General features: G+C 59.7%; 13 protein-coding genes. 12 read left to right on the top strand and 1 reads right to left on the bottom strand.

All coding sequences use genetic code 11. The features are described from left to right. Window positions 1-59: 59 nt before the first annotated feature. Window positions 60-953: an AraC family transcriptional regulator gene (locus HX868_RS24220; RefSeq protein WP_177004623.1), complete on the top strand. Its 894-nt coding sequence runs from the start codon at window positions 60-62 to the stop codon at window positions 951-953. A 162-nt stretch (window positions 954-1,115) separates the two neighbouring features. On the opposite strand, the gene HX868_RS24215 is transcribed toward HX868_RS24220, so the two are convergent. After that, a complete protein-coding gene (locus HX868_RS24215; protein WP_177004622.1) occupies window positions 1,116-2,780 on the bottom strand; it encodes a 4Fe-4S dicluster domain-containing protein in 1,665 nt (554 codons plus the stop codon). A gap of 506 nt (window positions 2,781-3,286) precedes the next feature. Here HX868_RS24215 and HX868_RS24210 point away from each other — a divergent pair. The 11 genes from HX868_RS24210 to HX868_RS24160 all read left to right on the top strand — a co-directional run bounded on the left by HX868_RS24210 (window position 3,287) and on the right by HX868_RS24160 (window position 11,316). Then, complete coding sequence (locus tag HX868_RS24210) at window positions 3,287-4,036, top strand: electron transfer flavoprotein subunit beta/FixA family protein (RefSeq protein WP_028617555.1); 750 nt, start codon at window positions 3,287-3,289, stop codon at window positions 4,034-4,036. A gap of 2 nt (window positions 4,037-4,038) precedes the next feature. Then, on the top strand, window positions 4,039-4,968 hold the full coding sequence (locus HX868_RS24205) for an electron transfer flavoprotein subunit alpha/FixB family protein (protein ID WP_177004621.1): 930 nt from the start codon (window positions 4,039-4,041) through the stop codon (window positions 4,966-4,968). Between the two features lie 70 nt (window positions 4,969-5,038). Further along, window positions 5,039-5,854 (top strand): substrate-binding periplasmic protein, encoded by an 816-nt coding sequence (locus HX868_RS24200; protein ID WP_177004620.1) that lies wholly within the window; start codon window positions 5,039-5,041, stop codon window positions 5,852-5,854. Window positions 5,855-5,863: 9 nt separating this feature from the next. Next, window positions 5,864-6,226, top strand: coding sequence for a DUF4398 domain-containing protein (locus HX868_RS24195; protein WP_095017278.1), 363 nt, complete (start codon window positions 5,864-5,866; stop codon window positions 6,224-6,226). Continuing rightward, a complete protein-coding gene (locus HX868_RS24190; protein ID WP_033901243.1) occupies window positions 6,223-7,038 on the top strand; it encodes an OmpA family protein in 816 nt (271 codons plus the stop codon). The genes HX868_RS24195 and HX868_RS24190 overlap by 4 nt, the downstream gene beginning before the upstream one ends. Before the next feature lie 277 nt (window positions 7,039-7,315). Beyond that, window positions 7,316-8,755 carry an aminotransferase-like domain-containing protein gene (locus HX868_RS24185; protein ID WP_015885400.1) on the top strand — a complete coding sequence of 480 codons (1,440 nt, stop codon included), beginning with the start codon at window positions 7,316-7,318 and terminating at the stop codon, window positions 8,753-8,755. A 104-nt stretch (window positions 8,756-8,859) separates the two neighbouring features. Beyond that, complete coding sequence (locus HX868_RS24180; protein ID WP_177004619.1) at window positions 8,860-9,345, top strand: translation initiation factor 2; 486 nt, start codon at window positions 8,860-8,862, stop codon at window positions 9,343-9,345. A gap of 162 nt (window positions 9,346-9,507) precedes the next feature. After that, on the top strand, window positions 9,508-9,762 hold the full coding sequence (locus HX868_RS24175; protein ID WP_016979374.1) for a YkgJ family cysteine cluster protein: 255 nt from the start codon (window positions 9,508-9,510) through the stop codon (window positions 9,760-9,762). A gap of 54 nt (window positions 9,763-9,816) precedes the next feature. Next, window positions 9,817-10,422, top strand: coding sequence for an START domain-containing protein (locus HX868_RS24170; protein WP_177004618.1), 606 nt, complete (start codon window positions 9,817-9,819; stop codon window positions 10,420-10,422). Between the two features lie 103 nt (window positions 10,423-10,525). Continuing rightward, entirely contained in the window at window positions 10,526-10,762 is a 237-nt protein-coding gene (locus HX868_RS24165; protein ID WP_025999984.1) for a hypothetical protein, read from the top strand. 212 nt (window positions 10,763-10,974) lie between these two features. Beyond that, the gene (locus tag HX868_RS24160) at window positions 10,975-11,316 is read left to right on the top strand and encodes a ribonuclease E inhibitor RraB (protein ID WP_010208429.1); all 342 of its coding nucleotides are present in this window, start codon (window positions 10,975-10,977) and stop codon (window positions 11,314-11,316) included. Window positions 11,317-11,534: the final 218 nt, after the last annotated feature.

The following is an 11,534-nucleotide window of genomic DNA, read 5'->3' as shown; positions in this document are numbered from 1 at the left end:
ATCCATGTGACGCCAGACCTGCGATGATGCTCTCATCCCCTTTTCGCGAAGTTTTTGCCATGTTGCTCACCCGCCATCTCGACGCCAACGCCACGCTGGTTGCCTTGATTGAAGGGCTCACGCCCTGCGACGGTTTCTCGCCGACGAACCTGCCCGGCGTGCAGGTGTTGCGCGCCAGTTGCGACGTGGCGCGTGGGCCGCAGATCTACGAGCCAAGCCTGATGTTCGTGGCCCAGGGCAGCAAAGTCGCCTACCTGGGCCCGCGCACGCTGGAATATGGCGCCGGGCATTACCTGATCCAGGCGATGCCGGTGCCGTTCGAATGCGAGACGTTTGCCATGGCGTCCGATGCGCCGTTGTACGGCGTCACGGTTGGCATTGATCGCGTGGTGCTGGGTGAATTGGTCATGGCCATGGGCATTCAGGCCGGGCCGCCACCGACCGCACAGACGCTGGAGTCAATGAGCTCGGTGATGCTCGATGACGCAATGCGCGGTGCTGTCGAGCGGCTGTTGGAATGCCTGCACGATCCGCTGGAAAGCCGGATCATGGGCCCGGCGCGGGTCAGGGAAGTGTTGTTCACCGCATTGCGTGGCCCGCAAGCGGATGTATTGCGGGCGCTGGTGGAACAACAGGGGCAGTTTTCGCGGATCGCCACGTCGCTGAATCACCTGCATGCCCATTACGCCGAGCCGCTGAATATCGAGACGCTGGCGGGCTATGCGCACATGAGTGCGTCGACGTTTCATGAACACTTCAAACGCTGCACGTTGCTATCGCCGGTGCAGTATTTGAAGCGATTGCGCCTCCTCAAAGCTCAGCAACTGCTACTGGTGGACGGCATGGGTGTGGCGCAGGCGGCGCATAACGTGGGGTATCAGAGTACGTCGCAGTTCAGTCGGGAATATAAACGCTATTTCCTGCGCAATCCCGGTGAAGAACGCGCGGCCTGATCCTACGCCAACCCTGTAGGAGCCGGCTTGCCGGCGATGGCGCCCGCAAGATCATTGCAGGACTTGAAGGCCTCATCGCCGGCAAGCCGGCTCCTACAGGTATGGTTGTGTTGGCTATAAAAAAGGCTCCCATTTGGGAGCCTTTTTGTTCGAGCCGCGAGCTTACATATTCGGGTAAGTCGGCCCACCCGCGCCTTCCGGCGTGACCCAGGTGATGTTCTGCGAAGGGTCCTTGATGTCACAGGTCTTGCAGTGCACGCAGTTCTGGGCGTTGATCTGGAAGCGCTTCTCGCCGTCTTCCTTGGTGATCACTTCATACACGCCGGCCGGGCAGTAGCGCTGCGCCGGTTCATCGTAGAGCGGCAGGTTGGTGCCGATCGGGATGCTCGGGTCTTTGAGCTTCAAGTGGCACGGTTGCTCTTCTTCGTGGTTGGTACCGGAGATGAACACCGAGCTCAGCTTGTCGAAGCTCAGCTTGCCGTCGGGTTTCGGGTAGTCGATTTTCTTGCTGTCCTTGGCCAGCTTGAGGCAGGCGTAGTCCGGCTTGGTGTCGTGCAGGGTGAACGGCATTTTGCCGCCCAGGATGTTCTGGTCGAACCAGTTGAAGCCGGCGCCGAGGATCGGGCCGAACTTGTGCATGGCCGGGCCGAAGTTGCGGCTGGCGAACAGTTCTTCGTAGAGCCAGCTGGACTTGAAGCTGTCGACGTAAGCGGTCAGTTCATCACCGCCTTCGGATTCGGCGAACAGGCGGTCGGCCACCGCGTCGGCGGCGAGCATGCCGGACTTCATCGCGGTATGGCTGCCTTTGATCTTGGCGAAGTTCAGGGTGCCGAGGTCGCAACCGATCAGCGCGCCGCCCTTGAAGACCATCTTTGGCAGCGAGTTCAGGCCGCCTTTGCAGATGGCGCGTGCGCCGTAGCTGATGCGCTTGCCGCCTTCCAGGTACTGGGCCAGCACCGGGTGGTGCTTGAGGCGCTGGAACTCATCGAACGGCGACAGGAAGGTGTTGCTGTAGGACAGGTCGACGATCAAACCGACCACCACTTGGTTGTTTTCCAGGTGATAGAGGAACGAGCCGCCGGTGTTTTCGGCGCTCATGATGTCCAGCGGCCAACCAGCAGTGTGGACGACCAGGCCAGGTTGGTGCTTGGCGGGGTCGATTTCCCAGATTTCCTTCAGCCCGATGCCGTAGTGCTGGGCGTCGGCGTCGCTGTCCAGGTTGAAGCGCTGGATCAGTTGCTTGCCGATGTGGCCACGGCAACCTTCGGCGAACAGCGTGTACTTGCCGCGCAGTTCCATGCCGGGGGTGTAGACGCCTTCTTTCGGGTTGCCTTCACGGTCGACGCCGAGGTCGCCGGTGATGATCCCGCGCACCACGCCGTTTTCGTCGAACAGCGCTTCCTGGGCGGCGAAGCCTGGGTAGACTTCCACGCCCAGGTTCTCGGCCTGCTGGGCCAGCCAGCGGCACAGGTTGCCCAGGGAGATGATGTAGTTGCCTTCATTGTGCATGGTCTTGGGCACAAAGAAGTCAGGCACCTTGGTGGAGGCTTCGGGGCTGCGCAGTACATAGATGTCGTCGCGCACCACCGGGGTGTTGAGCGGGGCGCCGAGTTCTTTCCAGTCCGGGAACAGTTCGTTCAGGGCGCGTGGTTCGAACACGGCACCGGAGAGGATATGCGCGCCGACTTCGGAGCCTTTCTCGACCACGCAGACGCTGATTTCCTTACCGGCTTCGGCGGCCTTCTGCTTCAGTCGGCAGGCGGCAGACAGTCCCGCCGGGCCAGCGCCGACGATGACCACGTCGAATTCCATGTATTCGCGTTCCACAGGCTATCTCCTACTCAAGGCTCAACAGGCTTTTTTTTCTAATGGGTGGAGGTTCGGTGTTGTCTTGCGGCAACGGCAAGACCCACCTTTCTCTCTAGGTGGCGCATTATATCTACACCACTGCTAGCGTCCAATACAAACGTTTGTTTGAATTGCCCGCAGGCTAGGTAAATCAAAGTGGTGCGGCTTATGACTGGCTATTTTGCCGTATTGACCAGAATAGGTGTTCCGGTCAATATACGGTCGGTTTTGCGCTAACCGTAGGCAGACTGCAGGTTTCAAGAGCACGTCCAAAAGCAAGACAGGTGGCGCGCGTCCAGCCAATGGCGCGCAGTTTACACGCTGCGATAAAGAATGACCTCTCAGTCACCACTGACGAACGGTCATCATTTCCCGTGAGCAAGGTCACCGCCTGCGTTTTTGGAGGTGCCCTTGTGTGCCGATGAGCATCAACCGCCAGGTTCGCCTAGGCGACTTTCTTTTCACCGGAGAGTAACGAGGAATCCATGAAGGTTCTTGTAGCTGTCAAACGCGTTGTCGATTACAACGTGAAAGTTCGCGTCAAGGCGGACAATTCCGGCGTCGACCTTGCTAACGTCAAGATGTCGATGAACCCTTTCTGCGAAATCGCTGTGGAAGAAGCCGTCCGCCTGAAAGAGAAAGGCGTGGCGACTGAAATCGTCGTGGTTTCCATCGGCCCTACCACTGCTCAAGAGCAGCTGCGTACCGCCCTGGCACTGGGTGCCGACCGCGCCATCCTGGTCGAGTCCGCTGAAGAGCTGACCTCCCTGGCCGTGGCCAAGCTGCTCAAAGCCGTTGTCGACAAGGAACAGCCTCAGCTGGTGATCCTCGGCAAACAGGCCATCGACAGCGACAATAACCAGACTGGCCAGATGCTGGCTGCGCTGACCGGTTACGGCCAGGGCACCTTCGCTTCCAAAGTCGAAGTGAGCGGCGACAGCGTAGCTGTAACCCGTGAAATCGACGGCGGCGCGCAGACCGTTTCCCTGAAGCTGCCAGCCATCGTCACCACCGACCTGCGTTTGAACGAGCCGCGCTACGCGTCCCTGCCAAACATCATGAAAGCCAAGAAGAAGCCGCTTGAGTCGGTTACTCCTGAAGCTTTGGGCGTTTCCACCGCCTCCACCAACAAGACCGTCAAGGTTGAAGCACCGGCTGCACGCAGCGCGGGCATCAAGGTCAAGTCGGTGGCCGAACTGGTCGAGAAACTGAAAAACGAAGCGAAGGTGATCTGATCATGACTATCCTCGTAATCGCCGAACACGATAACAAGGTGCTGGCCCCGGCCACCCTGAACACCGTGGCTGCCGCCGCTAAAATCGGTGGCGACATTCACGTGCTGGTCGCTGGCCAAGGCGCTGGCGCCGTGGCTGAAGCCGCTGCGAAAATCGCGGGCGTGAGCAAAGTCCTGAACGCTGACAACGCCGCCTACGCGCATCAGTTGCCAGAAAACGTGGCTCCGCTGGTTGCAGAGCTGGGCGCTGGCTACAGCCACATCCTGGCTGCTGCTACCTCCAACGGCAAAAACATCCTGCCACGCGTTGCCGCGCAACTGGACGTTGACCAGATCTCCGAGATCATCTCGGTTGAAAGCGCCGACACCTTCAAGCGCCCGATCTACGCCGGTAACGCCATCGCTACCGTACAGTCCAACGCTTCGGTCAAAGTGATCACCGTGCGTGCTACCGGTTTCGACCCGGTTGCCGCCGAAGGTGGTTCGGCCGCCGTTGAAGCCGTTGCTGCAGCTCACAACGCTGGCACTTCCAGCTTTGTTGGCGAGGAACTGGCCAAGTCGGATCGTCCTGAGCTGACCGCTGCCAAGATCGTCGTTTCCGGCGGCCGTGGCATGCAGAACGGTGACAACTTCAAGCACCTGTACGCCCTGGCCGACAAGCTGGGCGCTGCGGTTGGCGCTTCTCGCGCGGCCGTCGACGCAGGTTTCGTACCCAACGACATGCAGGTCGGCCAGACCGGCAAGATCGTTGCGCCACAGCTGTACATCGCCGTCGGTATCTCCGGCGCGATTCAGCACTTGGCCGGTATGAAAGACTCCAAAGTGATCGTTGCGATCAACAAGGACGAAGAAGCGCCGATCTTCCAGGTGGCCGATTACGGCCTGGTGGCGGACTTGTTCGAAGCCGTCCCTGAGTTGGAGAAGCTGGTCTAATCCAGTCGCTTCACTTATAAAGAGCCCGGTCCTTGTGACCGGGCTTTTTTTTGACTTGGAGACACACGCCATGGAATTGCGCGCTTGGGCTCTACTGCTGGGCCTCACGTTGCTGCCTACGCTGTCGTTGGCCGCCGGCAAATGCGACCGCCTGGTGATCACCGGTAGCCCGGACGCACCGCCGTTGCTGTGGCGCGACCCACAAGACCCCACGCACCTGATCGGCGCCACCGCCGATGTATTGCAGCAAGTGGGCAAAGACCTCGGCTTGAAAGTCGACCTGCTCTACGGCGGTAAGCGTTCCCTGGCCCTGGAGGAAGTGCGCAGCGGGCGCATGGACATCCTTGCCGACGCACCGCTGAACCTGGGCGAGCTGGAAACCCTCGACTACATCCACCCGGCGCTGGTGCAGCTCGACTACCTGGTGTGGACGCGCAAGGACTCAGCGCTGGCCTATGCCTCGGCCGCCGACCTGCACGGCCACAAAGGCGCGGTGTCAGAGCGCGCGCGTTTGAGCGCGGCTTTCGAAACCTTTGCCCGTGAGCAACTGAGCCTGCAACGCCTGCCGTCGCTGACGCCGGCGTTCCAGAAACTGCTGCTGGGTGAAGTCGACTACGTGCTCGCCGGGCGTTATTCCGGCATGGCCATGGCGCAGACCTTGGGCATGAGCAACGACCTGGTTGCCCGCGATATCCCCATCGACCAGCCGGGTCTGTACCTGGCGATTTCCCATAACTCGGCCTGCAATGATCCGTGGCTACGCGGACAGCTGGCCAAAAAGATGACAGAATTGCCCGCGTCCGGTGTGGCGCAAGCTGCGTTGCAGAGCAATCTGGAGCGCTGGAAAGCGCAATTGCAGCAACCCGTCGGCACCCCAACAAAGTAGGGATTTTCAGTGACTCTTCGACCTCTTTTCGCGGCCCTCGCCGTTGTCGCTCTGGCGGGATGTGCAGCCGATCCTGCGCCGAATGAACAAATGCGCCTCACCCAGCAAGCCCTGGAGCAAGCCAGTGCCGTGGGGGCCAACGCGGATGAATCGCCTGAATTGAAACTGGCCGAAGCCAAGTTCGCCCGGGCCAAGTCGAGCATGGCCGACCAATCCTACAAAAACGCCCGTATGCGTTTCGAGCAATCCGAGCTGGACGCACGCCTGGCCGAAGCCAAGGTGCTGACGCGCAAGAGCCAGGAACAACTGAACGTGCTCAACACCCGTATTACCCGCCTGCGCAAGCAATTGCAGTTGGGGGAAGCCCAATGAGCCCGATGATCCGTAGTTTGAGCTGTGCGGTGCTGTTGGGCACCGCCGTGTTGGGCGGTTGCGCCAGCCATCCCGACAGCGAGCAGGCCTTGCAACAGGCGGGCAACGACTTCCAGCAGGTCAAGGAAGATGCCAACGTGTTGCGCTTTGCGCCCAAGGACGTGATCCGCGCCGGTGAGTCCCTGGCCCGTGCCGACCGTTTGTCCAGCTACTGGGGCAGCGGCGCCGACGTGGTGCATTACGCTTACCTGAGCCAGCGTTACAGCGCCATCGCCCGCGAACACACCGAGCAGGGGCTGAACGAAGAACGCCGCGTCAAGCTCGAACTGGAGCGCCAGCGCCTGCAATTGGCCCTGCGGGAAAACAAGCTGACCAGTGTGCAGCAGCAGGGCAAGTGGCTTGAAGAACAGATCGCCAGCCTGGCCACTACCCAGACCGATCGCGGCCTGGTGATGACCTTGGGCGATGTGCTGTTCGATACCGGTGAAGCAGAGCTAAAAAACTCGGCCAATCGCACGGTGCTGAAAATCGTGCAGTTCCTGCAACTCAACCCCAAGCGCGTGGTGCGCATCGAGGGGTATGCCGACAACACCGGCGGCGAACGCGAAAACCTCAAACTGTCGCGTGACCGCGCGCAGTCGGTGGCGGATGTGCTGGTTGACCTTGGGATCGACGAAAAACGCATCCAGGTCGAGGGTTATGGCGACCAGTACCCGGTGGAGGCCAATGCGTCCGAGCGGGGCAGGGCGCAGAATCGTCGCGTTGAAATCGTTTTCTCCGACGAAAAAGGCCAACTCGGCGCCGCCCGGTAGGCAACTGACACAGATCAACCTGTAGGAGCTGGCTTGCCAGCGATAGCATCACCTCGGTTTACCTGATAGACCGAGTTGCCTGCATCGCTGGCAAGCCAGCTCCTACAGGTGGCGTAAGCCGGTCAATGATCGGTTTTTTTATGCGCCTTAGCATTACAGTTTTTACTGTCACTCCCGCCCGCGCTCGACTATTGTGGCAACTGTCCCCGTACACTTCTAAACTGTGCCGGTATGTTTCACACAAAAATAAAATACCCGTGAAATCGAGTGCTGCGTCATGACCAATCTGTTGCTTTACCAACGTATCGCCCAGCAACTGGCTGAGGATATCCGGCGCGGTGTCTATCAACCGGGTGAACGCGTGCCTTCGGTGCGCAAGATGAGCTCGCAGTTGAACGTGAGCCACGCCACGGTGTTGCAGGCCTACGCCAACCTGGAAGACCAGGGGCTGATCCGGGCGCGGCCGCAGTCCGGCTATTACGTGCACCAGACGCCAGCACTCACCGCGCCGACGCCTGATATTGCACGGGTCGAGCGTCCGGGGTTGGTTACCCGCAGCAGCATCATTCAGCAGGTATTGGGCGAGTCGCGCCGCGAAGGGGTGTTCCCGCTGGGTGCCGCCGTGCCGAGCGTGGACTACTTGCCGGTACGCGCGCTGCATCAGCAACTGGCCAAAGTCACGCGCTTCCAGAGCCCACGGGCGTTCAGCTATATGTTCAGCCCCGGTTTTGAACCGCTGCGCCGCCAGGTGGCGATCCGCATGCGCGATGCGGGCGTGGTGGTGGACCCTTCCGAAGTGGTGATCACCCACGGTTGCGTCGATGCTTTGCAGATGTCGCTGCGCGTGCTGACGCGGCCGGGCGACCTGATTGCCGCAGAGTCACCGACCTATTACGGTTTGCTGCAACTGGCTGACCTGTTGGGCCTCAAGGTCATTGAGATCCCCAGCGACCCGTCCACCGGCATGAGCCTGGAAGCCCTGCAACTGGCGGCCAACCAGTGGTCGATCAAGGCGCTGGTGCTGACCACGCGGCTGAGCAACCCGCTGGGCGGCACCATGCCCGAAGAGCGGCAGAAACAGTTGCTGCGCCTGGCGTCGGACTTCGATATCCAGATTGTCGAGGACGATATCTACGGCGAGTTGATGTTCGAACTGGGCCGCACCAAGGCCTTGAAGGCTTATGACCGCTTGGATCGGGTGATCTATTGCTCCAGCTTTTCCAAGACGCTGTCTCCCGGCGTGCGCATCGGCTGGATGATCGCCGGCAAGTATCAGCAGGAAATCCAGCGCTTGCAGATGTTCAGTACCCACTCCGCCTGCAGCGTGACCCAGATGGGCGTCGCCGCGTACCTGGAAAACGGCGGCTACGATCGGCACCTGCGTTACATCCGCCAGGAGTACCGCAAGAACCTCAGCGCCTTCCAACTGGCCGTGCAGCAATACTTCCCGGAAGGCACGCAGATGACCCGTCCGACGGGCGGCTTCATCCTGTGGGTCAGTTTGCCCGGGCGGGTCAATACCCAGGAACTGCACGTGCGTGCACTGCAACAGGGCATCAGCATCGCGCCGGGGCTGATCTTCAGTAACACCGAGCAGTTCAACCACTGTATTCGCCTTAACTGCGGTACGCCGTGGAACCGCGAGGCAGAGCGGGCGCTGATGACTTTGGGGATGCTGGCGAGCCAGCTCTGCCAGGAGACGGCAGCCGGACTGTGACGCTCAGAAAGGGGACAAATCCTATAGCACGCTAATCACCGCGCTTGTCATGCCGCGCACAACAAGCGAGCATATGGCCCTCTGCCGTTAATGCTGTAGGCAATATGACTTTGATTGTTCGCGCGGTTTTGGTGATTGGCTTGTTAAGCCTGTGCAACGTCGGCACAGCGCTGGCGGCAGCCCCTGTGAGCGAAACCAAGCCCGCGGCCAGTACCGAGCAGAAGCCCCCCGCGAAAAAGCCTGCCCCTGTAAAAAAAGCGCCAGAGGTGAAGAAACCCACCGCCGCCGCCAAAAAGCGCGCGGCCAGCAAGTCCAAGGCGTCTCGCGAAGTGACGCAGACGCAATTGCCACCGGCACAGTTGGACCTGTCGCTGCCATCCGACATGGTCAGACACTTGCAGCCCATCGGCACCATGCCAAAACCCAAGAGTGTGCCACTGTTGCCGCCGATGTTTGGCGAGAAGCCCGCCGACAACAGCGCCTTCCAGATCAACGGCCGCTTGCTCAGCAATGAAATGAAGCTGCAGTTGCGCAACGAAGAACGGCGCGACGTGGAAGGCGCGGCGCTGGAATTCGAGTTCAAGCAGTAAACTTTTCCCACAAAGGTGACGTCGACCGCCGACCATGTGTCGGAGACTGGTCAGTCACTTTTGTTTTCTGCGAAAAACCCCTGTTAGACCATTTTAAAACGGCTGTTTTAGGGCGTACTCTAGCCCGGCCATCCACATTGAGTCGTCGAGGACCTGCTGGTCATGAATTGCCGTGAAGGCTGTGGCGCATGCTGCATCGCCCCCTCCATCAGTTCGCCATTACCCGGAATGCCACAGGGCAAACCGGCAGGCGTTCGCTGCGTGCACCTGTCGGTCGAACTGTTATGCCAGATTTTCGGCCAGCCGGAGCGCCCGGCAGTGTGCAGTGATTTCAAGGCGGATCTCGAGGTCTGCGGCACCGACCAGGCCGATGCGATCCGCTTGATCGGCTGGTGGGAGCAGATGACGGCGGCTTGATGGGCTTTACTATCGGAACTTTTTTTCGGAACTTCGACAATAAGGAATACAACAATGGGTTCGCTGAAACGAATGGCTGTGTTGTGCGGTTTTACGGTGTTGTTTGCTGCCACTGCCCAGGCTGAAGATTGGCAAGTCGCCAAGGACGAAGATGGTATCAAGGTGTCCCTGAGCGAGATTGCCGGCTCCAAATACAAGGCGTATCGCGGTGTGACCGTGATCAAGGCGCCAGTAGCCAAAATCGTCGCACTCCAGGAAGACGTCGCCGGTGCCTGTGCCTGGATCCACGAGTGCAAGTCCCAGAAGCTGGTCGACAAAAAAGGCGACGAGAGCTGGACCTACACCCAATTCAAAGCCCCGTTCCCTGTGACGGATCGTGATTCCTACCTGCACATCACCACCACCAAGGCGGCCGACGGCACGTTGACCCGTAAGCTGGAAGGCGTGCCGACCTACAAGCCTGAAGAAAATGGCTACGTACGTGTCGCCCAAGTGGACGGTTTCTGGAAACTGGTGCCCAAAGGCGACAACCAGACCGAGGTCACCTACCAGGTGCACACCGAACCAGGCGGCAGCGTGCCCTCGTGGCTGGCCAACAAGTTCGTGGTGGATGCGCCGTTCAACACCTTGAAAGCGTTGAAACAACACGCTGAAAAGTAAGCGCAGCTGATCAGGTGTCTCCTGCCATGGGTGGAACGTTTGCCGAGCCCCCAAGGTCCAGATAGAGGTAAGCCTACACATGGGTTTTATCGAGGAGGCACCGATGCAAAAGTGGCAGATTACCTTCGTTGATGATCACGGCGTGAAGTCCGTCGAGCAGTTCACCTGCGAGCAGAAGCCCAGCCTCGAAGATGCGGCACACATGATTCGCAACAAGCTGGTGCCCGTTGCCGCCGAGCTGGACCTCAATGACCTTGAGGGCCGCAAGCCCGAGCCTACGGTCAAGATCCTCAAAGACCAGAACAGTATCCAGATCCTCGACATCTCTCCCGCCGCCTGAACATTCCCTGTCCACCCTTCAAGCACCTCTGGTGGAGGTGATAGCTTCGCGCTACTCTGCAAGTGAGATCAGCGAATGAATCGCTAGTTCTGGTCTTGTCAGCTACATGCTTGTTTTCCAGCGGTGATGTTGTTGCCGTAGTTCCCACGCCAGTAAGGCGTGGGCTTCGGGAAGCACGGAAAGTCTATCCATCAATTCGAGGAGCACTTTTCATGAGCACAGCCTATCAAGAAGACATCAGCACCAACGTTCTGCGCCGCATGAAAGAAGGCGGTTTCGACTTCTCGCGTTTCCACCCCATCGAGTTCTACGCCATTTTCCCGGATGAGGAACGTGCGCGCCGGGCTGCGGGTGAGTTTCGTGGGGAATCCCTGAATGCCCAGGTCAGTGCGCGCGACGATGGCGCCTGGTACCTGGAGCTGAGCAAGATCATGTCCGCTACCTACGACGGCATAGGCGACTTCGAGCAAGACTTTGGGGCGGTGGTCGAGCCGCTGGGCGGGATCATCGAGGGATGGGGCGTGAAGCAGGAGGTGCGTGGGTTACCCATGTAGCAGCTTGAAGTATGAGAAACGCAGCGTATCGGCTGACCTTTGGGTCGGCCGATTTTGTTTGTGCCGTGGGAAAATATTCGGAACTTGCGCGCTATTTTTGCGCACCAAAAAAAAGGCCACCCAAGAGGGTGGCTTAAAGGGAAGAGCGGTTCGCTGGAACTGTAGGACGCGTCCTGTTCAGCAGATGGGGCCGATTATCCGCAGGCTTGGCCGGGCAG

It is taken from the genome of Pseudomonas reactans, assembly GCF_013385825.1.
Classification (GTDB): Bacteria; Pseudomonadota; Gammaproteobacteria; order Pseudomonadales; family Pseudomonadaceae; genus Aquipseudomonas; species Aquipseudomonas reactans.
Note: the sequence above shows the minus strand (reverse complement) of the source record. Positions and strands in the feature narration are given on the sequence as shown.

Excerpts from the sequence above, each read along its gene's own strand:
- HX868_RS24200 (WP_177004620.1), top strand. The coding sequence starts at position 5,039 with ATGGAATTGCGCGCTTGGGCTCTACTGCTGGGCCTCACGTTGCTGCCT.
- HX868_RS24180 (WP_177004619.1), top strand. The coding sequence starts at position 8,860 with ATGACTTTGATTGTTCGCGCGGTTTTGGTGATTGGCTTGTTAAGCCTG.
- HX868_RS24205 (WP_177004621.1), top strand. The coding sequence starts at position 4,039 with ATGACTATCCTCGTAATCGCCGAACACGATAACAAGGTGCTGGCCCCG.
- HX868_RS24190 (WP_033901243.1), top strand. The coding sequence starts at position 6,223 with ATGAGCCCGATGATCCGTAGTTTGAGCTGTGCGGTGCTGTTGGGCACC.
- HX868_RS24175 (WP_016979374.1), top strand. The coding sequence starts at position 9,508 with ATGAATTGCCGTGAAGGCTGTGGCGCATGCTGCATCGCCCCCTCCATC.
- HX868_RS24160 (WP_010208429.1), top strand. The coding sequence starts at position 10,975 with ATGAGCACAGCCTATCAAGAAGACATCAGCACCAACGTTCTGCGCCGC.
- HX868_RS24185 (WP_015885400.1), top strand. The coding sequence starts at position 7,316 with ATGACCAATCTGTTGCTTTACCAACGTATCGCCCAGCAACTGGCTGAG.
- HX868_RS24170 (WP_177004618.1), top strand. The coding sequence starts at position 9,817 with ATGGGTTCGCTGAAACGAATGGCTGTGTTGTGCGGTTTTACGGTGTTG.
- HX868_RS24220 (WP_177004623.1), top strand. The coding sequence starts at position 60 with ATGTTGCTCACCCGCCATCTCGACGCCAACGCCACGCTGGTTGCCTTG.
- HX868_RS24165 (WP_025999984.1), top strand. The coding sequence starts at position 10,526 with ATGCAAAAGTGGCAGATTACCTTCGTTGATGATCACGGCGTGAAGTCC.
- HX868_RS24210 (WP_028617555.1), top strand. The coding sequence starts at position 3,287 with ATGAAGGTTCTTGTAGCTGTCAAACGCGTTGTCGATTACAACGTGAAA.